This is a genomic window from Brevibacterium marinum, from assembly GCF_011927955.1.
GTDB classification, from domain to species: Bacteria; Actinomycetota; Actinomycetes; order Actinomycetales; family Brevibacteriaceae; genus Brevibacterium; species Brevibacterium marinum.
Genome location: NZ_JAATJN010000001.1, coordinates 4,078,227 through 4,103,538 on the forward strand (window position 1 = coordinate 4,078,227; position 25,312 = coordinate 4,103,538).

A 25,312-nucleotide genomic window follows, 5' to 3' on the forward strand; every position below is an offset into this window, starting at 1 on the left:
GAACGGCCTGGCTCCAACGATGCCGATCGGTCAGCGACGACCGATCCGGGACTGAGGACTGAACCGTTCTGGTTCGGCCCGGCGAGTCGATTCGGCCGACCCGCTGGATAGCCAGCCGGTCAACCGGCGGTCGGCCAGCCGGCCGCCAGTCAGCGGAAGCAATCAATTCGAGAAGAACGGTGTTCTCCATGGACAATGAAGCCGCTCCACCCAATGACCCGGCGTCCAGCCCGACGCCGCACGAGGGCAAAGGCAGCGCAGACGCTGCGGCTCCGGCCCTCAGCGCTGACGAGGCCGGCCTTGCCGAACTCGGATACAAACAGGAACTCAAGCGCGGAATGTCGGGGTTCGGCAATTTCGCGGTCTCATTCTCCATCATCTCCATCCTCGCCGGATGCATCACTTCCTACAGCATCGCGCTGGGTTCGGGCGGGCCCGCCGCGATCACGATCGGCTGGCCGCTGGTCGGCATCTTCGTCCTCTGTGTGGCGCTAGCCATGGCAGAAGTCTGTTCGAAGTACCCAACGGCGGGCGGCTTGTATTTCTGGGCCGGACGCCTGGCCAACCGCGACAAGCGGCATTGGGCCTGGTACGTCGGATGGTTCAACTTCCTCGGAGAGGTGGCCGTGACCGCAGCCATCGACTACGGTGCGGCAACGACCATGATGGCCTTCGCCGCCCTGACCTTCGGTGTGGTGCCCACAGCGCTGAACACGTTCTGCCTCTTCCTAGCGATCATCGTCGCCCACGGTCTGCTCAACACCTTCGGAGTCAGCCTCGTCAATCTGCTCTCCGGCGTCTCTGCCTGGTGGCACATCATCGGCGTGCTCATCATCGTCGGCGCACTGTGGATCATGCCCACCAAGCACCAGTCGTTCAGCTGGACCACGACAGCCTGGCACAACGAAACCGGGTTCACTTTCATGCCCTTCGTCTTCCTCATGGGCCTGCTCATGGCGCAATACACCTACACCGGCTATGACGCCTCGGCCCACGTTGCCGAGGAGACGAAGAACGCTTCGATCGCAGCGCCCAAGGGCATCGTCATGAGCGTGCTGATCTCGATCATCGGCGGCTGGATCCTGCTGTACTCGATCACCGCAGCCATTCAGGACGGTTCGGAGGCCGGGCTCACCGCACTCAACGCCACAGCGACCGGCCTGCCGCCGGCGCAGGTGTTCCTCGATGCCCTGAACAATCCTACGATGGCGAAGTTCCTGCTCTTCATCGTCTGCGGCGCCCAGTTCTTCTGCGGCATGGCATCGGTGACAGCGAACTCTCGGATGAGCTATGCATTCTCACGAGACGACGCGATCCCCGGCTCGAAGCACTGGAAGAAGGTCAATCCGCGCACCGGCACTCCCACAAACTCGATCTGGCTGTGCATCGTGCTGTCGACCGTTCTGACAGTGCCTGCACTGTTCAACGAGACCGCATACCTGGCAGTGACGAGTGTGGCGGTGATCGGACTCTACATCGCGTATGTCGCACCCGTGCTGCTACGCCGGCTCAAAGGCAATGCATTCACGCCCGGTCCGTGGAATCTGGGCCGCTGGAGCGCGCTCATCGGGTGGATCGCGGTGATATGGGTGATCTTCATCTGCATCCTCTTCGTCCTGCCCCCGACCCTGCCGATTACGATCTCGACATTCAACTACTCCCCCATCGCCGTGTTCGCGGTGCTCATCATCAGCGTCGTGCTCTGGTATGCGCGCGGCAGGAAGCATTTCATGCAGCATCTCGACAAGGAGCAGCTGGCGACGGACGAGAAGAGGCTCCTCGACGAAATCGACGACTGAGCATTTGAGCCTCGCCGGAACTCACCGGGAGTGACAGGCAATCAGACGGAACGGCAACCCTGCAGGGTCTGAGCAACCTCCCGCGCAGTGCACACAAAGTCAGCAACCCTCCGGTCACCGAGCAACCTGCAGAGGGGTTGCTCAGCGCCCGAAGGGTTGCTGAGGTGTCAGGCGGAGCCATGCGGCGCGGACATCAGCGTGGTGGCGATACTCTCGCGGCGCGGATCACTGCGCCAAACGGCTCACGCGGTCTCGGACTTGTACTTGTCCTCGATTGCGCGACCGACCTCTTCATCGATGTTGCGCCAGTACTGGAAGACGTTGGAGAGCACTGGCTCTTCGACGCCGTCCTTCAGCGCTCCGACGACGGTCTCGATGAGGCCCTGACGCTCCTCTTCGGAGTAGACTTCGCGGACCAGAGTGTGGGCCTGACCGAAGTCGTCGTCCTCTGCGTGCAGAGTGGCGGCGCTGCGGACAAGCTCGCCGTCGGATTCCCACCGAGCTTCGACCTGCGCCTCCTCGGCCTGGTACGGGCGACCGTAGGAGTTCGGGGCATAGTTCGGAGCATCACCCGAGTGGTGGTACTCCATCTGGCCTTCCTTGTCATAGGAGTTCGTCTTCGTGACGGGCGCGTTGACCGGCAGCTGGTTGAAGTTCGTGCCGATGCGGTTGCGCTGTGCATCCGGGTACGAGAAGACGCGGCCCATCAGCATCTTGTCCGGCGAGATTCCGGTGCCCGGCACAGTGTTCGAGGGACTGAATGCGGCCTGCTCGATCTGTGCGAAGTGGTTCGACGGGTTCTCGTTGAGGGTGAACTTGCCGATCTCCATGAGCGGGTAGTCCTTCTTCGACCATGTCTTGGTCAGATCGAAGGGATTGAAGCGGTATGTCTTGGCTTCTTCGTAGGGCATGATCTGGACGCTGACGGTCCACGACGGATAGTCGCCGCGCTCGATCGCGTCGAAGAGATCACGACGGTGCATGTCGGCGTCTTCACCAGCCATCTGGCCAGCTTCCTCATTCGTCATGTTCTCCACACCCTGGTCGGTGTGGAAATGGTACTGGACCCAGAACCGCTCGCCCTCGGCATTGGCCCACATGTAGGTGTGCGAGGAGTAGCCGTTCATGTTCCGCCAGCTCTTGGGCAGACCGCGGGGTCCCATGAGGTAGGAGACCTGGTGCGCCGATTCGGGGGACAGCGACCAGAAATCCCACTGCATGTTGTTGCTGCGCAGCCCCGAGTCAGGTGTGCGCTTCTGCGAGTGGATGAAGTCGGGGAACTTCATGGGGTCGCGGACGAAGAAGATCGGGGTGTTGTTGCCCACCATGTCGAAGTTGCCGTCTTCGGTGTAGAACTTCAGGGCGAATCCGCGCACGTCGCGCCAGGAGTCCGGCGATCCCAACTCACCGGCGACGGTGGAGAACCGTGCGAGCATCGGGGTCTTTGTGCCCTTCTGCAGGAACTTCGCCCGCGTGTAGGCGGACACATCTGCAGTGATCTCGAGTTCGCCGAAGGCTCCCGAGCCCTTGGCGTGAGGGCTGCGCTCAGGTACGCGTTCGCGGTCGAAGCGAGCCAGCTTCTCGACGAGCTCAACGTCATGGAGGAGGAGCGGTCCGTCTGGGCTGACACTCAGGGAATGCGCGTCGGACTCGCGCGGCTTACCGGATTCGGTCGTCGAGGGCTTCGAACCATCGAAACCGGGGTGTTCTTGATCAGCGTGTTTGGTCATTGCTTCTCCTTCAACCGATTGAGCGACAGGGTGCAATCATCCCGTCCGCTTCACTCATCATATGACGAACATCAATCGTCGGTGTGCGGTGAAGCGGAAGCCAGATCACATCCACCCTGATATCGAGTTCCTGGCAGCGGGCAGAAGACTGTCGCAGCCACTTTTCACGCTAGCCAGGTTCCGCATTCGGTACAACCAAGGCCACCCTCCCCAGTATTCCCGGCCCTCACCCTTCGGCTGTTGCGTCGCTTCCACTGCCTGCCGAGATCGAGCCTGAGCCGCCTCCCGCACCCGAGTCTGCGCTGGAACTGCCGGAGTCGGAGCTTCCCACACCGTCCTGCGAGCCGGAACTCAAGCTGCCGCCCGAGGAAGCTGCTCCCCCGCCGGAGGTATCCGCTGCGGAACTGCTGGAGCCGCTCGAACCGCTGCCGGCTCCCGCGGTGTCGTCGCTGGTGGCTGCGGATGAACTGGAATCAGCACCCTGGTCGGTCCCCGTCTGATCGGCGGACGAGGAGGTGGTGGAGCTGCCTTCGTTCGCCGAGGTGGACTGGGCTTCGCTCGTCGTCGAGTCCTCGTTTCCGCTTCCCTGGTTCGGGTTCTGCACAGGATGCGGATCCGCCCCGGAGGAACCAGGATCGGCGGTGGAGCCGCCGTCCTGGGACGTTCCGGAGTCGTGACCGGCTCCAGATTGTCCAGACACGGATCGTGAGATCTGTGAGGTCCCGGGCGAGATGTCGGCATCGGTGAGTGATTCGGCCATCACCACGGCACCCAGCACCACGGCACCCAGTCCGATTCCGAATGTCGCCACCCCGATGGTCACCGGGTAGAGCACTCGTTTGCGACGCAGCTTCTGCCACCACGACTTCGGTTCGTCGCCGACTGTTGTCGCCTGACCGTCAGCTGAGGCATCAGCGGATTTGTCGCTGAGGCTTCCGAAGGTGCTCTCAGTCTGGCCGGCAGCGACAACGGCTGATCGCTGTGTCTTGGCAGCGAACGACTTCGCCCTGACGGCCGGAGCGAGCTTCGTGCCGACTTCCCTGATCTTCTCCTTTCCCTTGTCGAGGCTGCTGGTATAGAGCGTCACCGCGAGTCCGGTGATGATGCTCGCGACCCCTGCACCGACGACCGTCCCGGCGACACCCAGTTGTCCGCCGATCACCGACGAGGTGGCTGCGGCTGCAGCACCGGCGAGAAGCTGAGTCGCGGAAACCCTGCTGTCGCTCTTCTCCTTCTTCTCGGCTTTGCCCTTCTTGTCGATGTCCTGCAGAGTCGTCTCCGGCGGCGCCTCAGACTCAGCGAACGTCCCCGGTTCAGCGAGCACCTCCGGCTCGGGCTCGGTGTCGCGGCGTATGGGGTTCGGCGGCATGACCGGCGCGGTCACGTGGTGCGTCGTCGTTGACGCGGATGCGAGTTCCTCGGTGATCATCGGAATGGTCTGAGACGGGTTCTCTGCTTCTGTTTCATACTGCTTCGACGCCAATGTTCCTCCAGAGACTATGACTGGAATCAGTATCGAGCTCGCAGGTGCGGGTATCCTGACACGGCCCCTCGCAGCCTGAGATACAGCTGGGAGCAGATTCCGCGAACGTGGCCCCCTACCTGGGATAACGCCAAATTGTGTGACCTGGGATACAGTCGACTGACACCATTTTGGCAGGAAAGGCGACCGCGGCCCTTCAGCCCCTGGGGGTCAGTGCAGAATGGCTGCGTCGAAGCGATACGGGAACTCGTCATCGTCGTCGAGGCGAAGCAACTGAAAGCGGGGTCGGTCGGGGACAGCATTCAGAGTGATCGCGAACTGCCCGGAACCGGCGAACCTCGTCGACATCTCCAGCGCACGCTGCTCGGACTCGGATCCGCTGCTGTCTTCGACCATGCGATTGCTGTCTTCGACCATGAGGTTGAGCGCGAAGCACGGGGCGCCCAACTCGACGAGCGAGACTGTCTGCTCCCCGCGAAATGTCTTGGGTTCGGCCGATGTCACCGGGTGCACTTCTCCGTCGATCTCAAGTGCCACCTCGGCGCCGATGGGAAGGAACGTGCGCGCCAAGCCCGGCAGCGGGGAGAACACGGCAGGGCGATCCAAGCGCGCAATGCTCAGCCGCCACCGTCGAAGGGACGGTGTCAGGGTCTGGGAGTCGGTGAGAGAGACGAGCTCGGTCGTCTCACCGGCACCGTTGGCCCACGGTACCGGTTCGAGCTCGTCGAATGAGGTGATCACACGCATGAGATCACCGTACCGTTGACGCATCACCGGCCAAGAGCGGCAGTACCGGTCAGAACGTCAATTCAAGACGAGGCAGAATGGGTGACCGACGGGGTCGAGGAAGACGCGGAAGGTCTCTCCCGGCTGCTCCGCCGCCTTCCCCGCACCGAGCTCGGTCACGGCCGCCTCAGCGGCGTCGAGGTCATCGACGATGACGTCGAGGTGCATCTGCTGCGGGTGGGTCTGACTGGGCCAGCCGGGTGCGCGGTAATCCTCGACCTGCTGGAAGCAGATCGGCGGCCAGGAATCGGATGTGATCTCCGCCCAGGTGCCGTCGTCATCGACCCTGAGCTGCCAGTCGAGGAGTTCGCCGTAGAACTCAGCGAGCTCGCGTGCGTCAGGGGCGTCGAGAACGACGACGGGCTGCTTTGCGATAGCCATGCTGAGAGTCTACGCCGAGGGGGTGACACATGACAGGGCGCTGCTGGTGCCGGCTCTCATGACCCAAGCCGGGAGAGCCCCGATGCGGAGACGGCCTTCTGCCCTAGAATTGTTGAGCAGTTCCGGTGTGTGAGGCTTCCTCACCGCCGATCGACGATATGAGGACCATGATGAGCACACACTCACTGCCAGAGGCGGATGTCCGCTCGGTGTACATCATCCATGACAACCCTGATTGGATCGCGCCGTTCGCACAGGCACTCGAACGCTTCGGCATCCGCTGCGTCGAATGGCTGCTGCCAGACGCCTCCATCGATCTCACTGCGCAGCCGCCGTCCGGCCTGTTCTGGTCACGGCTGTCCGCCTCGGCGCACACACGCGCCGATCCGCACGTCAAGGAATACGGTCGCGCAGTCCTCGCCTGGCTCCGTGCTGCGGGACGCACCGTCATCAACGGGGCGGACGTCTACGAACTCGAGGTGAGCAAGATCCGTCAGCACCGCGAGCTGGCCAACCGCGGCTTCGACGTACCTCGTACCTCGGCGGTCTTCGGCAGCGCAGCACTGTCCGAGGCGGCACGCGACTTCGCCCCTCCGTTCATCACCAAGCACAATCAGGGCGGCAAGGGCCTCGGCGTGCGCCGTTTCGACTCCCACGCCGACCTTGATGAGGCTGCAGGCGACTTCGCCCCAGGAGGCGCGAACGAACCGATCGATGGGATCACACTGGTCCAGGAGTACGTGCAGCCGGCACAGCCGTTCGTCACCCGTGCCGAATTCATCGGCGGACGATTCCACTATGCCGTTCGCGTCGATGTCTCCGACGGGTCCTTCGAACTGTGCCCCGCTGAGGCCTGCGAGGTCCCAGGCGCGCCGGGTGCGGCCGTCGACGGCGAGGTCACCGCACCCGTCGAGCCTTTCTCCCGACGAGAGGACATCACCGCACAGTCTCCCCTCATCGTCCGATTGGAGGCGCTCCTGGCCGAACTGCACATCGACATCGCCGGAATCGAGTTCATCGAGACCGCCGACGGCCGTGAAGTCGTCTACGACATCAACACGAACACGAACTACAACCCGAGTGTCGAAGATGCCGAGCGCAGGGCCGGGCGTACCGCCGCAGCGGATCAGATCGCGCAGTTCCTCACCGCGTTACTTGACCAGATGCCGGAGGAGCCGGTGCTCACAAAGCCTCGGTGACGGTTCAGTGAAGCCTCGGTGACGGTTCAGTGAAGCCACGGTGACGGTTCAGCTAGTCTCGAATGCATGACCGATTCCCGACGCGCTGTACTCCGGCGGCTTCTCTCGATGATTCGCGAGGTCCGACCAGACCGGCGAGCACTCGTGGCGATCGATGGTCTCGACGGGGCCGGCAAGACAGTTCTCGCCGAGGAACTTGTAGAGTTGGCCGCCGAAAGGCCGTCAGACTCGGGTGACGACCGCCCGGTGGCTTCGATGAGCATCGACGGGTTCCACCATCCTCGTGCGGTGCGCTATGCCCGCGGCCGGGGCCCTGACTCCTTTTTCCACGATTCCTACGACTATGGTGCGTTCGTCCGATCGGTGGTGGACCCGTTCCGCGAAGGCGCTCCGATCGTTCCTGCGGTGTGGGACGTCGAGGCTGATGAGTCCGCGGCACCGGTTCGACTTGAACTGCCCGAGAGGTGCGTGCTCCTTGCCGAAGGGATCTTCCTGCACCGGCCCGAACTCTGCACACTTTGGGATGCGAGCGTCTGGGTCGAGGTGCCGTTCGAGGTATCGGTTCCTCGCGGGAATGCACGGAGTCCGGGCCAGTATGATTCGAATCCCGAGGCCGCCGACAATCATCGCTATGTCGGCGGGCAGAGGCTCTACCTCGCCGAGTGCACACCCTGGGATCGGGCGAACTGGATCATTGACAATGAAGATCTTCAGCACCCACGCCTGCGCACCCACCTGCCGTGTCAGGCCCCTCCCCTAGACTGACCCCATGAGCAATCCCCAGGCAGATGCGGTCGTCGTCGGATCCGGACCCAACGGCATGGCCGCCGCAGTCACCATGGCCAGGGCCGGCCTGTCCGTGCAGGTGATTGAGGCCCAGCCCACCATCGGCGGTGGTGCCCGCACCCTCGACCTGGGCCTGGCACCCGGCATCACCCACGACATCTGCTCGGCCGTGCATCCCTTGGCAATCTCATCTCCCTTCTTCGTCGACTTCGACCTCCGGGCCCGCGGCGTCGAGTTCACCACTCCGGAGGTCTCCTACGCCCAACCGCTCGATGGCAAACCTTCCGCGCTGGCATTCCACGATCTCGAGGCAACGGTCGACCACCTCGGCGAGGCCGGACCGGAATGGCGACGTTTCTTCGCCCCGCTCCTCGACCGTGTCGATGATGCGATCTGGCTGTCCCTGGGCGACAAACGCACCGTCCCGGAGACCCTGCGCGATGGCCCCGGCATCGCCAATGTGATGAAGTTCGGGCTGCGGCTGCTGTCCCAGGCGAGCCCGGCGTGGAACATTCCGCTCTCACACGAGACTTCCCAATCGCTGTTCACCGGCGTCGCCGCACACGCGATCGGCGGGCTGCCGGCCATGGGCACAGCCGCCACGGCCACGATGCTCTCGACCGTCGCCCACGCCGCCGGCTGGCCCTCCCCCGTGGGCGGCTCGCAGGCGATCATCGATGCCATGGTCGCCGACCTCGAGGCTCACGGCGGGTCCGTTACGACGGATGCACGCATCGACCATGTCTCGGATATGCCCGCCGCGCGCGCATACCTGCTCGACACCTCGGCGCTGAATGCGGCGCAGATCTTCTCCGGCCTCCTCCCGACCCGCGTCGACAAGTCTCTGCGAAGCTTCAAGCAGGGCAACGCCGCGGCCAAGGTCGACTTCGTCCTCAACGGCCCGGTCCCGTGGGCGGACCCGGAGACCGCCCGGGCCGGCACGATCCACATCGGCGGAACCCGGGAGCAGATGGCCGCCGCCGAGGCAGATGTCATGGCCGGACGCATGCCGTCCCACCCGGTCAGCCTGGTTTCCGACCCGACCGTGTTCGACCCTTCGCGTGAGGTCAACGGAATGCGCCCGCTCTGGACGTACTGCCACGTGCCCTTCGACTGCCCGATCGACCCGGCCGAGTACATCATCAGGCAGATGGAGCGCTTCGCCCCCGGCTTCCGCGACACCATCGTGTCCTACAACTCGATCCCGGCTTCGGAGATGGCCGGACACAACCAGAACTACATCGGCGGCGACATCGCCACCGGACTCGTCTCCTTCTACCGGATGATGGCCCGCCCGCGTACCAGTTGGGACAACTACGGCCTCGGCGTCCCCGGTGCCTACCTGTGTTCGGCCGCGACCCCGCCGGCGCCCGGAGTGCACGGGATGAACGGCTGGTTCGCGGCCCAGCGGGCGCTGAAGACACGGTTCGGCATCACCGAGGCGCCGAGCCTGGCACCCTGAGGACACGGCGATCAGATGTGACTGCGCAGGATCGCACCCAGCCGAGTCAGGGCCTCGACCATCTCGTCATCCGACTGACCCGAGTAGCTGAACCGGGCATAGTTGCTGCGCTGTTCGCTCGGGAAGAACGATCCTCCGGGCACATAGGCGACCCGGGCCTCAGGCAGCGCATGATCGGCCATGAACTCGGTCGCGTCGATGTCGAGGGTCGAGAGGAACCTGGTCACCGCGGTCATGTTCAGGGGCGACGACTGGGTGTCGGCGGCGAGCTTGAGCAGGCTGAGCTTGTCGAGGATCTCCGGTGCCGCGCTCACCCACCCCAGGCGCACCCCGGGGGCGAGGATCTTCGAGAAGCTGCCGAGGTGGATGACTCGGCCCTCGGTGTCGAGTGAGGCCAGGGTGGGCAGCTGTCCGCCCTCGAAGCGCAGTTCGCGGTAGGGCGAATCCTCGAGGATGAGCACGTCGAATTCGTTGGCCAGTTCGATGATCCGCCGGCGGCGTTCCAGGCTGAGGCTGACTCCCGTCGGGTTCTGGAAGTCGGGGATGAGTAGATGAACTTGACGTTCTCCGTGCCTCGCAGCGTCGCCTCCAGCGCGTCGACGTCTATCCCGTCGGAGACCATATCGACGGCCGCGTACTCAGACTGGCAGGGGCTGAAGGCGATGAGGGCACCCAGGAACGTCGGGGTCTCCGTGACGATGACGTCGGGTTCTCCGTGACGATGACGTCGCCCCGATTGATGAGCAGCTTCGCCACCAGGTCGAGACCCTGTTGAGCGCCGTGGAGGACGAGGACGTCATCGGCATCCGTCGCCGCACCCGCGTTCGACATCCGTTCGGCGATCCGGGCTCGCAGTCCGGGCAGGCCCGCCGAGGCGGTGTACTGCAGCGCCGTCGCGCTTTCCTTCGCCAGCACCTCGGTATAGATCTGGCGGATGGCTGCACGCCGGCAATGCGCTCGGCGAACTTCGATGACACTTGTGCTCCCTTGGAACGTCGTGGGAACAAGCGGGCTTGAGCGCCAGGCCCGCTTGTCCGCCGGTGGTGATGAGGTGATCGTAGCCTCGAATCGCGAGCGCGGCGACCAGTGTCCGTGCGGTGATCGTGCAAGGGCCCCGCAAGGGCGCGGACATGATTGAATCGAACCGGGATTGTCGGGCGCCTGTGCACCGCTCTGCGGAAATATTGATGATCGAAGGGAGACACCGTGATCGCTGACCTCAATATGCTCATCGACCTCATCGAATCCGATCTCGCAGACAGTGCCGGTTCGGCAGGGGCCGAGGGCGCGACGGGCATCGACGTCGAGAGACTGTCGGCACGGCTCGGCACGACCGAATACCATCTGCGGCGGATGTTCTCGTCATTGGCGGGAATGCCGCTGTCGGTCTACATCCGGCGGCGTCGGATGACCGTGGCCGCGGCCGATGTCCTCGCCGGTCATGATCTGCTGGGCATCGCCGTCCGCTTCGGCTACGGATCGACGGAAGCCTTCGGTCGGGCATTCCGTGCCGTCCATGGCGCGGGTCCGTCCGAGATCCGACGCAACGGTGGCCCCCTTCGCAGTCAATCAACCATCAGGTTTCGCCTGACGATCGAAGGGAGTTCCTCCATGGACACTCGAATCACCGACAAACCAGCATTCTCGCTCATCGGTCACGCCAAGCGTGTACCTCTCATCTACGAAGGCGAGAATCCGCACATTCGCGAGCACATCGCATCGCTGCCGGCTGACGAGCACATTCGTCTCAAGGCACTGAGCGATGCCGAGCCCACCGGACTGCTCCAGGTCACGGCCGATGTGGACCCGGACTACCGGGAGGGCACCGAGCTCACCTACCTGCACGGAGTCGCGGTCTCAGCATCCGCCTCGGCGCCGCGAGACCTCGACGTGATCGACGTCGATGCCGGGGCCTGGGCGGTGTTCACCACCGCGGGCTCGTATCCCGAAGCGCTGCAGTCGACCTGGGCGGCCACCGCAAGCGAATGGTTCCCATCGAATCCGTGGCAGCTGCGGCCGGGTCCGTCGATCGTGGCGATTCTCGATCGTGCTGATGACTTCAGCACTGCCACCACCGAGCTGTGGCTTCCCGTCGAACGAGGGTGACGGTCCTGCCCGGGCGTCCCCGTGAGGGCGCCCGGGGCTCGTCGACCCTTTCGTCGCGCGCAGTCCCGCGCCGAGGACGCCGATGATGACGAGCACGGCTCCGCACAGCTCACCGACCGACACCGTCTCGCCGAGGACGAACCAGGCGGCGCTCATGCCGACGACCGGCACGAGCATCGAGAACGGACCGACCACCCCAGCCGGGTTGCGTGACATCAGCCACGACCAGACGCCCGAGCCGATGATCGTCGCGATCACCGCTGTGTAGGCGAGCCCCGCGAGTCCCCACCAGCCGGTCGGGGTCATGAGCGTTGACAGCGACCGAACGATGGTGGTCGGACCTTCGACGACGAGCGCGAGGATGAGCATCGGCACGGGCGGGACCACCGACATCCACATCGTGAATTTCACGGGTTGCGCCGAGTGCGCCTGGCGATTGCAGACGTTGCCGATCGCCCAGCCGAAGGCACCGGCAAGGGTGAGCAGGAACGGCAGGAAGCTCGCGTTCGAGTCGAGACGCTGCCACCCCACGACTCCGAGTCCGGCCATGGCGATGAGCAGGAACACCATCTGCGAGCCCCGAACCCGCTCCCGCAGGAAAGTCATGCCCAGCAGCACCGTGAACGGCCCCGAGGCCTGCAGGACGAGTGAAGCGAGACCGGTCGGCATCCCCGTCGCCATCGCCCAGTAGAGAAACAGGAACTGCAGCAGCCCGAACCCCATCCCGTAGCCGATGATCCAGCGGAACTTCACATCCGGCTTCGGCACGAAGAGCAGGGCCGGCAGCGCGAGAACGGCGAAGCGAAGGGCGACGAGGAAGAAGGGCGGGAACTGAGCGAGTGAGAAGTCGATCGCCAGAAAGTTCAACCCCCACATCACCGCCACCGAGGCAGCGAGCAGACAGTGTTTGAACGACATGACTCCATTGTTCTGCCGACTGACTGTTAACACAATCGAATATTTCTTCACAGTCATTGCAGCGCGACTTAACAGTTATAGGATTGGCCCATGGATCCCAGGCATCTCGAGCTCCTGCGCCGGCTCGACGAACTCGGCAGCGTGACCGCCGTCGCCGAAGCCACATTCCGCACACCGTCTGCCGTGTCGCAGCAGCTCAAGCAGGCCACGAAGGAACTGGACCACACCCTCGTCGAAGCAGAAGGGCGCGGACTCAAGCTCACGGCCGCCGGACGGATGCTGGCCGACGGCGGAAGGAACGTGGCCTCAGCGATTGCCCGCGTGCAGGCGGACTGGGAGGACTACCTCGGCGGGACCTCCGGCGACGTGAGAATCGCGGGCCTGCCGAGCGCACTCACCTACCTCATCCCCGCGGCGCTGCAGGAGCTGCGCGAGACCAGCCCGGGCATCGTCCTGACCACGGTCGATGTCGACCTCGCCGAGCACGAGTTCGCGGGGATGACCTCGGACGTCGACATCGTCGTCGCCCACAGCCTGGTCTCCGAGCGCCCTGCCGGAACCGAAGGACTCACGGTCGTCTCACTGACCAGAGAGCACATCGATGTGGCGATGTCTGACGATCACCCGCTGGCACGACGGGAGGAGCTGATCCCGGGCGACCTCGTCGACGCACGGTGGATCGGCGTGCCGGAGGGCTACCCGTTCGCAGCGATCATGGCCTCTATCGAACAGGTGACCGGCCGCGAGCTCGAGGTCACTCAGCGCATCAGGGACAACCGGCTCATCGAAGCGATCGTCGCCTCCAGCGATCAGCTCGCGCTGCTGCCTCGGCTCACGACTCCACGGAACGCGGGACTGGCACTGGTCCCGCTGACCGGGGTCACGACCGCACGCTGGGTCGTCGCGGTCATGCGTCCCGAGACCGCCGAGCGTGCCGCCGTCAAACGTGTGCTCAACGCCCTGCGACAGGAGCCGTGACACCTCGCGAACCGAACCGCGGCCCGCGGTTCGTTCAGTGCGACGCTCACCGTGCTGCGGCGAAGCGTCGGGGAATCAGCTTCTCCAAGGGCAGGAACGCCGCCCAGCAGATGACGGTCGGCAGGAAGTGGATGCCCAATGCAAGGTAGGTCATGAGGTGGAAGAGGAGGAAGAACGCGACGACCCCGTAGAGCCACTTGCCCTTGACGAACAGCGCGATCGGCGACAGGAACTCGAAGACCAGCGTCGCCCACTGCCCCGCGATGAGCAGGCCCGGCATCTCCAGGAAGGGCTTCGACCATTCGGCACCGCGGCGCATGAGAGCCCAGACGATCACGGCCCCGTTGCCCCAGTCGGCGATGTTTCCCGAGGCGATCCACTTCATCAGCACCGAGTAGAAATAGGTGAGGACGACGGAGATCTGCACGACCCGCAGCGCCCACCCTGCCTTCGCCGAGGTGGTTCCCACGTCCCGGAATCGTGCGACGCCGACCGTCGGCAGCACCACGACGGCGATGACCAGTGCCATGTGGTCATGAGCGACGTAGCCATAGCCCTGGGTGTAGAACATCCACAGCCCGAAGGTGATCGCAACGATCCAGCCGCTGAGACGCTGGAGGATTCCGGCCGCCGCGGTGAGGGAGAAGATGATGATCGCGGCAAGCAGGATCTGTGCGCCGAGGACGTTGACCGGTGGGATGTGGAGGAACCTGGCCAGCCACAGCGGCTGGTAGAGATCGGGAGTCCACCCGTGCGCGATGACGTCGTTGGAGATCGTGAGCACATCGATGATGACGAAGAGGTAGACGAGGACGCGGAAGATCGCGACCCTGGCCAAGGAGATCTGGGGCGTGAACCAGCGGGTAAGCGGATTGCCGGCCTTCGCCTCGGCGGGGGTGCCCGTCAGGGTCCGGGTCTTCGCTGTGGATTTCGAGGGCTTGTTCACTGCACCTCCCAGGTCGCCAGGATCTTGTGCGCAGGTTCGCCGACGCTCTGCCCGTTCTCCAACTGGGTCACTGTCCGGCAGAGGATCATCGTCTCCGGATTCGGGTCATCAGGGTGGAGGCGCTCATAGGAATCGGCCATCGTCTGCAGCAGTTCGGGGTGGGAGATGACCCGGTCGAGCTGTGACTCGATGTCACCGCGTTCGATCCCGACGGTGTCCGTATTGAAGCCGAGCCGGCGCGGCTCGTCCTCGCCGGGGAACTGCGCCTCGATGCACGTCGAGTTCACTTCCCCGTTGAGGTCCTTCGCGGTGGCGTACTGGGTCAGCGACCCCAGCGGGAAGAAGTCGTTGGTGTTGAGGAACTGACCGCAGGTGAGGATGATCAGCGCAATCGCGGTCACCCCGAGACGCCACCCGATCGACCATTTCGTCATCGGCTTCGGCTTCGTCGCGGTCGACGGGCCTGCAGCCGCCGTGTCTGTCGAGCCTGTGGTCGTCGACTCGTCTGCAGACGACGGCGGCTTCCTGTTCGTCAGAAGTCGACGCTTCTTCTCATCCATGCGCTGTGTGGTTCATTCTCTCGACGCCGGCGGGTACGCAGACCATCGTAGCCGCCCCTGATCTGTTCGAGACTCAGGAGACGATCTGCTCGGAGCTCAGGGACTGACGAGCCCAGTAGCGCAAAGACGGAAGAGCGCAGGAACTCACGAGCTGCGGAACTCAGGAGCTGCGGGCGTAGAGATTGAGTTGTTCCCACATCGCCGCATATTTCTGGAACGAGGCGACCGCGGACTCGGGATCGTCATTGCTCAGCGCGGTCACCCACGAGTCGACCAGCTCCGGGGCCTCGTTGGGCCAGAGCACATCGCTCATGCCACCCAGATCGAGCTCGAGGACGGAGTTCATGTCGAAGCCGTCGACCCACTGCGCCAGGGTCGATGTCTGCTCGACCATGTCGACGACCTTGGATTTGTCGGCAATGGTCTCCGCCGCCCACTCCATCCTCGCCGAGGCGGCCAGAATATCCGTGCGGATGAGGACCCTCAGCCCGGCATCGGTTTCATCCGTGATGATCTGATCCTCACTCAGCGAGAAGAACAGCCACCACGAGGGCGGCACGTCCCAGGCCGAGACCCGGGTGAAGACGCGTGTGTCCTTCGCATCCTGGAGCCACTCTGCGCGACGGCTTGCCGCACGCCTGCGCGCGGACTTCGGAGCGATGATGTCCAAGGTCGCCTTCGAGGTGTGCTCGCTCAGAGATTCGAGCGCCTCCCACCCGCGGATGTCCTCCTGAGCCGGGCAGTATCGGTCCACTCCGTCCGAGGTCTGAGACGCCGGAAGAAAGATCGGGGTATTGCGGAACGACTCGGCCACGGGGCTCGGGGGCAGTGAGATCAAGCGGGAATCGGCGTTCTCGGAGATCTGCTCCTCGACCCGAGCACGGTTGTCTTCCACCGATTCGTCTTGCAATTCGGAATGAACCACGGTGGGTTCGAAAATCCGCAGAGTGACCACATAATCGCGACTGTAGGACATGGGTCCAGCCTATCCAAGGTCGGCCCTCAAAATGGAACTTCGCACTACGAACAGGTAGGATTTAAGCGCATAGCAGAGATCTAGTCCGGGGCACTTCGCCCCACATGACGACGGAGGGGGTCACGCCAGTGGGTCGCGGCCGCGCAAAAGCAAAGCAGATCAAGGTAGCCCGGAAGCTGAAATACTACAGCCCGGACACCGACCTCGGTGCGCTCCAGAAGGAACTGGGAGCCGAGCAGCGGAATTCCGATTCGTCTGATCCGTACGATGACGAATTCGACTATTCGGATTACGCCGACAAGTACAACGTCGACGATGATGACGAAGACGAGGACACACAGCGCGAATCGTAACCGATCAGCACTGATGTGATCGGACCCCAGTCACTGGGCATCGGCATCATCTGAGCACGAAGGCGGGGGCTGCGGCCTCCGCCTTCTGCGTTGCGCAGGTGGAGTCTTCCCCGAGACTCGTCGGTTTACGGAACAGTACATCGGTTGCAACCTGTGTACTGTTCCGCAAGGTGATGCGCCGCAACTCCGCACCGCCTCGGGACAGCGCACAGTCCTCAGCCGAGGATCGCGGCTCCGCCGTCGACGCCCTTGGCACCCTGGACGTAGTCGAGCTCCGAGGCCAGGGATCCGTCGTCGGCGCTGACATCGCCGAGCACCCACGAACCCGGGCAGGCGGCGAGCACGCTGTCGGCTGACGCAGCGGAGACCACGAGCACCATGCCGACACCGAGGTTCCAGGTCCGTTCCCGATCTTCCTGCGGGACACCGCCGAGGTCGCCGAGCACGGAGAAGACCGGAGGGACCTCCCACGAGGTCCGCGACATCTTCGCGACGAGGCCCTTCGGCAGCACGCGTGCCACATTGGCGGACAGCCCCCCGCCGGTGACGTGCGAGACCGCATGCACGACACCGGGCAGAGCCGCGAACAGGGCGTTGAGCTCGCCTGTGTAGACGTGTGTGGGGACGAGGAGCTCCTCTCCCAGTGTGCGGCCGAATTCCGGCACGGTCCTGTCCAAGCCCCACCCCGCCTCGGCGATGATGTGCCTGACCAGGGAGTATCCGTTCGAATGAATGCCGGAGGACGGCAGGCCGATGAGCACGTCCCCGGCTCCGACCTTCTCAGGACCCAGCAGCTTCGCCGCGTCGACGACTCCTGTGGCGGCACCGGCGACGTCGTATTCGTCGACCCCGAGCAGACCTGGGTGTTCGGCGGTCTCCCCGCCGACGAGTGCGACGTCGGCCTTGGCGCACGCCTCGGCGATGCCGCGGACGATGTCGGCGATGCGCTCGGCCACAACCTTGCCGCAGGCGATGTAGTCGGTCATGAACAGCGGCTTCGCCCCGCACACGATGATGTCGTCGACGACCATGCCCACCAGGTCGTATCCGATGGTGTCGTGCTTGTCGAGGGACTGCGCGATGGCGACCTTCGTGCCCACGCCATCGGTCGAGGACGCCAGCAGCGGACGGTCGAAGTCCTTGAGCACGGAGACATCGAAGAGTCCCGCGAAACCGCCCACCTCACCGACGGCGTTCGCGTTGTGCGTGGCCGCGACCGCGGACTTCATCAGTTCGACGGCCTGGTCACCGGCCTCGACGTCGACGCCGGCAGCGGCATAGGTGGCGGACTTCGACGCAGCTGCTGCGTCCGAGTTCGGATCGGTACTCAACTCAACATCCTTTGTCGGCAGCGGTGTTGTTGACAGGGATCGGGTACTCGCCCGAGAAGCAGGCCGTGCACAGCTGGCTGCGCTCCTGCTGCGTGGCCTCGATCATCCCGTCGAGCGAGATGTAGCCCAGGGATTCCGCGCCGAGGTTGTCACGGATCTCGTCCATGTTCAGCCCGTTGGCGATGAGTTCGGCCCGGGTCGCGAAGTCGATGCCGTAGAAGCAGGGCCACTTGACCGGTGGTGAGGAGATGCGCACATGGATCTCCTTCGCTCCTGCTTCGCGCAGCATCCGCACCAGCGCGCGCTGTGTGTTGCCGCGCACGATCGAATCGTCGACGACGATCAAGCGCTTGCCCTCGATGTTCTCGCGCAGAGGATTGAGTTTGAGTCGGATGCCGCGCTGACGCAGTGTGTCCGAGGGTTGGATGAATGTGCGGCCGACGTAGGCGTTCTTCATCAGCCCCTGGCCGAAGGGGATGCCCGACTGCTCGGCGTACCCGACGGCGGCCGGTGTACCCGATTCCGGGGTGGCGATGACGAGGTCCGCGTCGACAGGGTATTCATCGGCCAGCTGCCGACCCATCTGCGTCCTCGCGGCATGCACCGTCTTGCCGTGGAGCACACTGTCCGGGCGGGCCAGATACACGTACTCGAACACGCAGCGGGCCTGGTCCTGCTCGGCGAACTTGAAGGAGCGCAGACCGTCCTCGTCGATGGCGATGAGTTCGCCGGGCTCGACGTCGCGTACGAAGTCGGCGCCGACGATGTCGAGCGCGGCCGTCTCCGAGGCGACGACCCAGCCGTTCTCCATCCGGCCCAGCGTCAGCGGCCGCACACCGTGGCGGTCACGCGCGGCGTACAGGGTGTTCTCGTCCATGAAGGCCAGCGAGAACGCGCCCTCGACCTTGGGCAGGAGGTTGAGCGCGGCCTCGGTGAGGTTCTCGCCCTCTTCGGTGGCGAACAGCTCGGTGACCAGGGAGGTGTCATTGGACGAATCGCGGAAGGGCCTGGTCCGGCTGTTCTTCTTCGTCGCCTCTTCGACGACCTTGTTCGCGTCATCGCGGCGACCGTCGGCGAGGGCCTCGAGGTCGTCGAAATTCGTCAGATTTCCGTTGTGGGCCAGCGCCACGGTGCCGAACGGTGTGGGCCCCAGGGTGGGCTGAGCGTTCTCGAACGAGGGCGAACCCGTCGTCGAATAGCGCGTGTGCCCAAGCGCGATGTGGCCCTGCAGCAGTTCGAGATCGCGTTCATGGAAGACCTGCGAGACCAGCCCCATGTCGCGGTAGATCAGGATCTGCCTGCCATTGCTGGCAGCGATGCCCGCAGACTCCTGCCCCCGGTGCTGCAGAGCGTAGAGCCCGAAGTATGTGAGTTTGGCGATCTCCTCGCCCGGTGCCCAGACTCCGAACACTCCGCAAGCATCCTGAGGTCCGCGGTCCAGGGGATCGATTTCGTGCGTCAGCTGCCCGTCTCCTCTTGCCACGTGACAGATTGTCTCACACCGGTGAGCTCCACTTCACAGGAGGTTCAGACTCCGGAACTCGACGATCCGTTCCGGCTCTCGTCGTCGGCAATGCCGTCCGCCGCCGAGGTGGCAGTCGGGGTGGCATCGGCACTGCCGTCCGCCTCGGCGAGGGTCCCAGGTCCCGTGCTGCCGGCGGGTTCCGCCTCGGGGTCCTCACCGTTGGCTTCGGCGATTCGGCGGCGCGCGGTCTCCTTCGGGTCGTCAACCATGTCGATCTCCGCGTCGACCCGGTAGCTTCGCGTCTTCCGCCGCCACACTCGGTCGAGGATCACGGCCAGGAGCCCGCCGAGGAACAGTCCGCCGACGGCGAGGATGAGGAGCAGCAGGCCCGCGCCCTTGGCCACCGTGTACCCGGTGGGCATGGCTTCGGGGTCGACGAAGAGTGTGAGCACACCCGCGACGAGGACGCCGACGATCGCGCCGAGGCCCATGAACACCGAGTACTTGGGGCTGCGACGAACAGCGACGTCGATCTGGTCCTTCATGATCTCCTTGGGCGCGTGTTTCCGGCGCGGGCGCTGCGCCCGCGTTTCGAGTCGCGGACAGTCTAGTCGAGAAGTCCTGGATCGACTCTCAGGCAGTTTTCCGCCCGATCCCATAAGCTGGTGACAGGCACGGTAGGGCTTCTCACATAGGGGTGGACATGTCTCATACGATCATCGTCGGGGTCGACGGCTCGGCCAACAGTCAATGTGCGCTGCAATGGGCGATCAGGCACGCGCAGCTGACCTCATCCGAGATTCGCCTCGTCGCAGCGTACACCGTGCCCGGGGTCAATATGACCCAGGCGGATATCGTCTACCCTGCCGACTTCGACACCGTGCTCAAGAGATCGGTGCAGCAGCTCGTCGATGACAGTGCGAGAACCGTCACCGATGCCTCGGTGCCCGTGTCGACTGTGGTCTTCCCCGGTGATGCCTCAGGCGTGCTGGTCGACAACTCGAAGAACGCGGACCTTGCCGTCATCGGCGCCCGCGGACGCGGTGGCTTCGCCGGCCGCCTGCTGGGCTCGGTGGCTCTGGCGATGCCGGCCCACGCTCACTGCCCCACAGTGGTCATCCCGAGCACCTGGCCCAAGCGCCCGCTGCCGGACAGGCCCCTTCCCGTCGATCTGCCCGTGCGCTCCTCGACTGCGCAGACTGCCGCCGCCGAGTCCGCTGGCACACGGCCGGACTTCACCGGAGAGGTCGTTGCCGCGATCGATCCGTTCGAGACCGACGGGCCCGTCCTGCGGGAGGCCGCCCTGCAGGCCCGCATCTATGGTCTGCCCCTCCACCTGATCGGCATCACGGCCACCCACGTCCTGTCGCCGGAGTGGATGCCGAGCGAAACCCATCTCGAGAAGATGTACGACGAAGCCGTGACCTCACGGGAGGAAGCGGTCGAGTCGCTGAGAGAGGAATTCCCGGAGCTCTCCGTCCGCTGGTCGATCTTCGACGCCCCCGCCACCGAGGTGCTCATCAGTGCCACGTACACCGCGGAGCTGATGATGATCGGCTCCCGCGGTCGCAGCGGTTTCGTGTCCACGATCCTCGGCTCGACCTCCCAGGCGGTGCTCTCACACGCGGTGTGCCCGACCCGCGTGGTCCGCGTAACCCGCCGCAAGCCGACGAAGAAGCGCTGACGCCCCGCGCCGCCGCGGCGGCGGCGCGGTGCGGCGCGGCGGCGGCGCGGTGCGGCGCGGCGGCGGCGCGGTGCGGCGGCGGCGCGGTGCGGCGCGGCGGCGGCGGTGCCGCGGTGCTGCGGCAGTGCGGCGGCGCGGTGAGCTGCCGCGCCAAAATAGCCGCTAGGTAGAAGTGCTTGCGTACGTCACAACTGAGGGACGCATGCATGTTTGCCCAGCGGATGTGGGATCGGTCGCCAGTGCGCCAAGGCGGCAGTGCTGCCGCAGCACCAGTGCGGCACCAGTGCGGCGCCAGGGCGACGCTGCCGCGACTTGGCCTCAGCCGGGGGCGATGAGACCGATTCCGGCGACGACGACGACCGCGCCGAGCAGCTTCATGCCGATGTTCTTCTCCCCGAAGAACCACCAGGCCAGCAGCGTTCCGACGATGATGGAGGTCTCCCGCACCGGTGCGACGAGCGACACCGGCGCCTGCTGCATCGCGAACAGAACGAGCAGATATGCCAGCGGGGAGAGGATGGCGACGGTGACCAGGGCCCGCTTGTGTCCGGCGAGGATCGATCTGAAGTCCGCGCGTCGTGCCGCACCTCCCGGGATCGTCACGATTCCCAGGGCCATGATGAGTCCGACGCAGGCTTCGGAGACGGCGAAATAGAGCAGCGGCGAATCGGAGATGTGGTTGACGGAGAAGTCGTCCCACAGTGTGTACGAGGCGATGAAGACACCGATCAGCCCACCCCATGCCAGACCGCGGCCGAAGCCGTGACTGCCTGTCGCATGACCACCGCCGAGCCTGACTCCACCGCCGAGCTGCCCACCGCCGAGCCTGACTCCGCCGCCGAGCTGCCCACCGCCCGATGCAGCGACCCCGCCCACGGCCCTCGGACGCACGGTCACGACCGCGATGCCGGCGAGGACGACGAAGGCGCCGATGGTTTCCGGGCCGCTCGGCCGCTCTCCCAGGAACAGCACCGCGATGATGATCGTGATGACCGGTCCGACCCCGCGTGCCGTGGGATAGACGACTCCCAGCGGCGCATGGTCGTAGCCGGACTGCAGGGACACCGAGTAGGCGATGTGGAAGACCGCGCTGAGCACTGCGGCACCGACCAGGGCCACGTTGAGATCATGCGCCCCCGAGGCGATCAGCCAGACGGCGATCGGGGCGAGCAGGATCGCCGAGAGTCCGTGATAGGCCAGGACGAAGGCATAGCCCTTGCCGGAGACGGACTTCGCGGCGATGTTCCACAGCGCATGGGCCACCGAGGCGCCCAGCACCAGACCGAGGACGGCAGGAGTCATCGACGGCCGCAGCCGCGAGCGAAGCGCCGCAGGGACAATGTCGCCGCGGCGACGACTGCCGCCGAGCTCACAGCTTCACGGCGACGGTCTTCGTCTGTGTGTACTCGTCGAGGGCTTCGATGGACTTCTCGCGACCGTAACCGGACTTCTTGAACCCGCCGAAGGGCAGTTCCACTCCCCCGCCGGCACCGTAGGTGTTGACGAAGACCTGCCCGGCCTCCACCTCGGCGGCGACCCGGTGGGCACGGGAGACGTTCTGCGTCCACAGGGCCGAGACCAGACCGTAGTCGGTGCCGTTGGCCAGAGCGATCGCCTCCTCTTCGTCGCCGAAGGCCATGGCCGCCACGACGGGGCCGAAGACCTCTTCCTGCGCGATCGTCGATCCCGGGGATACATTGTCCACGAGCGTCGGTGTGATGAAGGCACCACCGGTGAGGTCGGCGGCGAGTCCTTCTGGTCGGGTTCCGCCGGTGAGGATCTCTGCGTTGCCGATGTGGGTCAGGAACCCTTCGACACGGGCCTGCTGCTTCTTGGAGATCAGGGGCCCGAGCATCGGGTCGTCGAGTCCGTAGCCGATAGTCACCTCCTCCATCGCGGCCGCCATCTTCTCCACCACCTCGGCGTGGACGTCCTGGGCGACGATGAGGCGGGAGCCGGCCGAGCAGGTCTGACCGGCGTTCTGGATGATCGAGCGCACCAGGGACGGGATCGCGGCGTCGACATCGGCGTCGGAGAAGACGATGTTCGCGGACTTCCCGCCGAGTTCGAGCACGGTCGGGATCACCCTGTCCGCGGCGGCGTGGGCGATCTGCGAACCGACCTGGGTCGAGCCGACGAAGCCCAGGTGGGCGATGCCGGGGTGGGCCGCCAGCGCCGCACCCGCCTCGGCGCCCAAGCCTGTGACCACGTTGAACACACCGTCGGGGTAGCCGACGGAGTGGATGAGCTCGGCCAGGCGGACCGTGGAGCGCGGCGTCTCGTCGGCAGGTTTGGCGACTGCGCAGTTGCCGGTGGCCAGTGAGGTCGCGGCGGCGCGGCCGATGAGCTGGAGCGGATAGTTCCAGGCCACGATGTGTCCGGTCACGCCGTAGGACTCGCGGCGCGTGTAGACGTGCATGTCCTCGCCCATGGGGATCGAGTGCCCGTAGTAGGACTCGATGGTGTGGCCGTAGAATTCGAAGTAGCGGGCGCAGACGTCGACATCGGAATAGGCCTGGGTCAGGGGTTTGCCCGTGTCCTCGGATTCGAGGCTGGCCAGCTCGTCTCGGTTGGCCCGGATCACCTCGGCGGTGGTGAACAGCAGCTTCGATCGCTGCTCGGGGCTCGATCGTTTCCACTCCCGCTGCGCCCGGGCCGCGATCTTGACCGCGCGGTCGACTTCGTCACCGCCGCCGCGGGACACATCGCCGAGGTGCTCGCCCGTGGCCGGGTCGACGTTGGCGTAGGTGGTCAGGGACGGCACATGACGTCCGCCGATGAATGAGGTGGTCTGGGTGATCTGGGCGTTCATCGCCGGCCCTCCAGTTCTGCCGAGGTGTACAGGGGGACGAAGTCGCTGATGTCGGCGCGCGTGCCGGAGGCGTCGACCGCGCCGTCGGCGAGCGCTGCGGAGAATTCGGTCTTGCCGGTCACGATCTCCAGCCACACCTGCGCCGAGGTTTCCACGACGTTGGGCGGTGTGCCGCGGGTGTGCCGGGGCCCCGGGATGCACTGGGTGACCCCGAAAGGCGGCACTCGGACCTCGACGCTGTTGCCCTCTGCGCGTGTGGCCAGCTCCTCGAGCGTGAATCTCACCGCGGTGGCCAGCGTCGACCGGTCCGCCGGTGCGGCGTCGGCACCCGAGTGCACCGCCCACATCTCGAGCGCGTTGCGGCCCTGGTCGGGGTCGATCCTTCTGCGAATCGCCATCAGCTCTGCTCCCTCTGCCTGATATCGGCTACATCTTCACCCACGACGACCCGCCCGACAACTGCCGTCCGCCCCTCGGAATCGGTGCCGCCGGTGACGGGGTCCGTGATCGCGGTGGTGACCTCGCCGAGGTGGTCGTCGGTCACGTTCGGAAGTGCCCCTGCCTTGCGCAGCAGGGTCAGTGCCACCAGCCCAGTGGCCCGTGACGAGCCGTCGAGGCATTTCAGCGCCACCGAGTATCCCGTCTTCGTGGCCATGACGATGACGCCCTCGGCTCCCCCTTTGGCGAAGACGCCGAGGCGGTCGATGACGCTCGAGTTCGGGCGTCCGTGGCCCTCGATCGCCCAGGGATCGGCGAAGACGCCGTCCATGAGGGTGCGGGCGGCGGATGCGTACGACCGGTAATCCGTCGCCGAGGCGATCGCTGAGGCCGCGTGGCTCGCTGAGTCCGCGGTGCCGGCTGAGTCAGCGGCGCCGGGATCCGCGCCCATGCTGCCCTGTCGCACCACACGGCCGATCCCTCGCGCCAGGCCAACCAGGCTGAGTGCGAACACCGGGGCACCACAGCCGTCGGTGCCCACAGCCGCCGGCGTCTCACCGGAGAATGCCTCGACCACCTCGGCGACCTTCGTCTGCACCGGATGGGCGGGATCGAGGTAGCTCTCGGTCTCCGCACCGACGGCGAGCGCCGCCATGAGGAACGCGGTGTGTTTGCCGGAGCAGTTGAAGTACAGGGGCGACTTCGGGTCGGTGTCGGCGTCACCGCTCTTCGCAGCCCGTTCCTGGAGGCTGCGGCGGAAGGCAGCGTCGGCGGGATGTGCCGACGGGCACTGCAGGTCATCGACGCTCAGTCCGGCGGTGTCGAGCATGCCGGCCACCACCTCGGCGTGTCCGGATTCGCACTTGTGGGAGGCGGTCGCCAGAGCCGCTGACACACCACTGATCTGCGCGCCGAGCGACATCGCGGCGATCGCCTGGAGGGGTTTGAGGCTCGACCGGGTGAACACGGGAACCTCAGGCGCACCGAGGCTGATCAGGGGTGATCCATCCGGGTCGAGGACGACGGCGGAACCGATGTGGCGGGATTCTGCGAATCCGCTGCGCACGACTGCGGCCAGCTCGGCGGCGTCGGCGGAAGTGAAAGTGGAACGAGTCACGC

At 65.3% G+C, this 25,312-nt stretch carries 24 protein-coding genes and 1 pseudogene; 8 read left to right on the forward strand and 17 right to left on the reverse strand.

Going from position 1 to position 25,312, the window contains the following annotated elements:
* Positions 1-188 precede the first annotated feature (188 nt).
* Positions 189-1,799: an amino acid permease gene (locus tag BKA07_RS18340; protein WP_167952519.1), complete on the forward strand. Its 1,611-nt coding sequence runs from the start codon at positions 189-191 to the stop codon at positions 1,797-1,799.
* Positions 1,800-2,041: 242 nt separating this feature from the next.
* On the opposite strand, the gene BKA07_RS18345 is transcribed toward BKA07_RS18340, so the two are convergent.
* The 4 genes from BKA07_RS18345 to BKA07_RS18360 all read right to left on the reverse strand — a co-directional run bounded on the left by BKA07_RS18345 (position 2,042) and on the right by BKA07_RS18360 (position 6,179).
* On the reverse strand, positions 2,042-3,529 hold the full coding sequence (locus BKA07_RS18345) for a catalase (RefSeq protein ID WP_167952521.1): 1,488 nt from the start codon (positions 3,527-3,529) through the stop codon (positions 2,042-2,044).
* A gap of 226 nt (positions 3,530-3,755) precedes the next feature.
* Positions 3,756-4,958, reverse strand: a complete 1,203-nt coding sequence (locus tag BKA07_RS18350) for a hypothetical protein (RefSeq protein WP_167952523.1) — start codon at positions 4,956-4,958, stop codon at positions 3,756-3,758.
* 264 nt (positions 4,959-5,222) lie between these two features.
* The gene (locus BKA07_RS18355; protein ID WP_167952525.1) at positions 5,223-5,759 is read right to left on the reverse strand and encodes a HutD family protein; all 537 of its coding nucleotides are present in this window, start codon (positions 5,757-5,759) and stop codon (positions 5,223-5,225) included.
* Positions 5,760-5,816: 57 nt separating this feature from the next.
* Positions 5,817-6,179, reverse strand: a complete 363-nt coding sequence (locus BKA07_RS18360; protein WP_167952527.1) for a VOC family protein — start codon at positions 6,177-6,179, stop codon at positions 5,817-5,819.
* A gap of 170 nt (positions 6,180-6,349) precedes the next feature.
* Here BKA07_RS18360 and BKA07_RS18365 point away from each other — a divergent pair, with 170 nt between their 5' ends.
* From BKA07_RS18365 to BKA07_RS18375, 3 genes are all read left to right on the forward strand, one after another.
* Positions 6,350-7,378, forward strand: a complete 1,029-nt coding sequence (locus BKA07_RS18365) for an ATP-grasp domain-containing protein (RefSeq protein WP_167952529.1) — start codon at positions 6,350-6,352, stop codon at positions 7,376-7,378.
* 66 nt (positions 7,379-7,444) lie between these two features.
* The gene (locus BKA07_RS18370) at positions 7,445-8,143 is read left to right on the forward strand and encodes a nucleoside/nucleotide kinase family protein (protein ID WP_167952531.1); all 699 of its coding nucleotides are present in this window, start codon (positions 7,445-7,447) and stop codon (positions 8,141-8,143) included.
* Between the two features lie 4 nt (positions 8,144-8,147).
* The gene (locus BKA07_RS18375) at positions 8,148-9,626 is read left to right on the forward strand and encodes a phytoene desaturase family protein (protein WP_167952533.1); all 1,479 of its coding nucleotides are present in this window, start codon (positions 8,148-8,150) and stop codon (positions 9,624-9,626) included.
* Between the two features lie 11 nt (positions 9,627-9,637).
* On the opposite strand, the gene BKA07_RS19630 is transcribed toward BKA07_RS18375, so the two are convergent.
* Together BKA07_RS19630 and BKA07_RS19635 are read right to left on the reverse strand one after the other, a co-directional pair.
* Positions 9,638-10,171, reverse strand: a complete 534-nt coding sequence (locus BKA07_RS19630; RefSeq protein ID WP_342449151.1) for an aminotransferase class I/II-fold pyridoxal phosphate-dependent enzyme — start codon at positions 10,169-10,171, stop codon at positions 9,638-9,640.
* 58 nt (positions 10,172-10,229) lie between these two features.
* On the reverse strand, positions 10,230-10,541 hold the full coding sequence (locus tag BKA07_RS19635) for an aminotransferase class I/II-fold pyridoxal phosphate-dependent enzyme (protein WP_342449123.1): 312 nt from the start codon (positions 10,539-10,541) through the stop codon (positions 10,230-10,232).
* 291 nt (positions 10,542-10,832) lie between these two features.
* Between BKA07_RS19635 and BKA07_RS18385 the strand changes: the two genes are divergently transcribed.
* Positions 10,833-11,732, forward strand: coding sequence for an AraC family transcriptional regulator (locus BKA07_RS18385; RefSeq protein WP_342449124.1), 900 nt, complete (start codon positions 10,833-10,835; stop codon positions 11,730-11,732).
* On the opposite strand, the pseudogene BKA07_RS18390 reads toward BKA07_RS18385, so the two are convergent.
* Positions 11,727-12,650 (reverse strand): annotated as a pseudogene (locus BKA07_RS18390) (EamA family transporter); the annotation flags it as partial. The gene BKA07_RS18385 and the pseudogene BKA07_RS18390 overlap by 6 nt on opposite strands.
* A 90-nt stretch (positions 12,651-12,740) precedes the next feature.
* On the opposite strand from BKA07_RS18390, the gene BKA07_RS18395 reads away from it, so the two are divergent.
* Entirely contained in the window at positions 12,741-13,628 is an 888-nt protein-coding gene (locus BKA07_RS18395; protein WP_167952535.1) for a LysR family transcriptional regulator, read from the forward strand.
* A 46-nt stretch (positions 13,629-13,674) separates the two neighbouring features.
* Here BKA07_RS18395 and BKA07_RS18400 read toward each other — a convergent pair whose 3' ends face one another.
* The 3 genes from BKA07_RS18400 to BKA07_RS18410 form a co-directional block, all read right to left on the reverse strand.
* Entirely contained in the window at positions 13,675-14,574 is a 900-nt protein-coding gene (locus BKA07_RS18400) for a hypothetical protein (protein ID WP_342449125.1), read from the reverse strand.
* Positions 14,571-15,134 carry a hypothetical protein gene (locus tag BKA07_RS18405; RefSeq protein ID WP_167952537.1) on the reverse strand — a complete coding sequence of 188 codons (564 nt, stop codon included), beginning with the start codon at positions 15,132-15,134 and terminating at the stop codon, positions 14,571-14,573. The genes BKA07_RS18400 and BKA07_RS18405 overlap by 4 nt, the downstream gene beginning before the upstream one ends.
* 160 nt (positions 15,135-15,294) lie before the next feature.
* Positions 15,295-16,110, reverse strand: coding sequence for a DUF8083 family protein (locus tag BKA07_RS18410; RefSeq protein ID WP_167952539.1), 816 nt, complete (start codon positions 16,108-16,110; stop codon positions 15,295-15,297).
* 128 nt (positions 16,111-16,238) lie between these two features.
* On the opposite strand from BKA07_RS18410, the gene BKA07_RS18415 reads away from it, so the two are divergent.
* Positions 16,239-16,463, forward strand: coding sequence for a DUF3073 family protein (locus BKA07_RS18415; RefSeq protein WP_167952541.1), 225 nt, complete (start codon positions 16,239-16,241; stop codon positions 16,461-16,463).
* 215 nt (positions 16,464-16,678) lie between these two features.
* On the opposite strand, the gene purM is transcribed toward BKA07_RS18415, so the two are convergent.
* From purM to BKA07_RS18430, 3 genes are read right to left on the reverse strand one after another with little or no spacing between them, the layout of a single operon-like run.
* Entirely contained in the window at positions 16,679-17,794 is a 1,116-nt protein-coding gene (purM, locus tag BKA07_RS18420) for a phosphoribosylformylglycinamidine cyclo-ligase (RefSeq protein WP_167952543.1), read from the reverse strand.
* 1 nt (position 17,795) lies between these two features.
* Positions 17,796-19,277, reverse strand: a complete 1,482-nt coding sequence (gene purF / locus BKA07_RS18425; protein WP_167952545.1) for an amidophosphoribosyltransferase — start codon at positions 19,275-19,277, stop codon at positions 17,796-17,798.
* A 44-nt stretch (positions 19,278-19,321) separates the two neighbouring features.
* Positions 19,322-19,804: a hypothetical protein gene (locus BKA07_RS18430; protein WP_167952547.1), complete on the reverse strand. Its 483-nt coding sequence runs from the start codon at positions 19,802-19,804 to the stop codon at positions 19,322-19,324.
* A 158-nt stretch (positions 19,805-19,962) separates the two neighbouring features.
* On the opposite strand from BKA07_RS18430, the gene BKA07_RS18435 reads away from it, so the two are divergent.
* Positions 19,963-20,943, forward strand: a complete 981-nt coding sequence (locus BKA07_RS18435) for a universal stress protein (RefSeq protein ID WP_167952549.1) — start codon at positions 19,963-19,965, stop codon at positions 20,941-20,943.
* A gap of 318 nt (positions 20,944-21,261) precedes the next feature.
* Here the strand turns inward: BKA07_RS18435 and BKA07_RS18440 are convergent, their stop codons facing one another.
* The 4 genes from BKA07_RS18440 to BKA07_RS18455 form a co-directional block, all read right to left on the reverse strand.
* Positions 21,262-22,245, reverse strand: coding sequence for an EamA family transporter (locus BKA07_RS18440; protein WP_167952551.1), 984 nt, complete (start codon positions 22,243-22,245; stop codon positions 21,262-21,264).
* Between the two features lie 67 nt (positions 22,246-22,312).
* Complete coding sequence (locus BKA07_RS18445; RefSeq protein ID WP_167952553.1) at positions 22,313-23,755, reverse strand: aldehyde dehydrogenase family protein; 1,443 nt, start codon at positions 23,753-23,755, stop codon at positions 22,313-22,315.
* Positions 23,752-24,153, reverse strand: a complete 402-nt coding sequence (locus BKA07_RS18450; RefSeq protein WP_167952555.1) for a sterol carrier family protein — start codon at positions 24,151-24,153, stop codon at positions 23,752-23,754. The genes BKA07_RS18445 and BKA07_RS18450 overlap by 4 nt, the downstream gene beginning before the upstream one ends.
* The gene (locus tag BKA07_RS18455; protein ID WP_167952557.1) at positions 24,153-25,310 is read right to left on the reverse strand and encodes an asparaginase; all 1,158 of its coding nucleotides are present in this window, start codon (positions 25,308-25,310) and stop codon (positions 24,153-24,155) included. Before BKA07_RS18455 ends, BKA07_RS18450 begins: the two co-directional genes overlap by 1 nt.
* Positions 25,311-25,312: the final 2 nt, after the last annotated feature.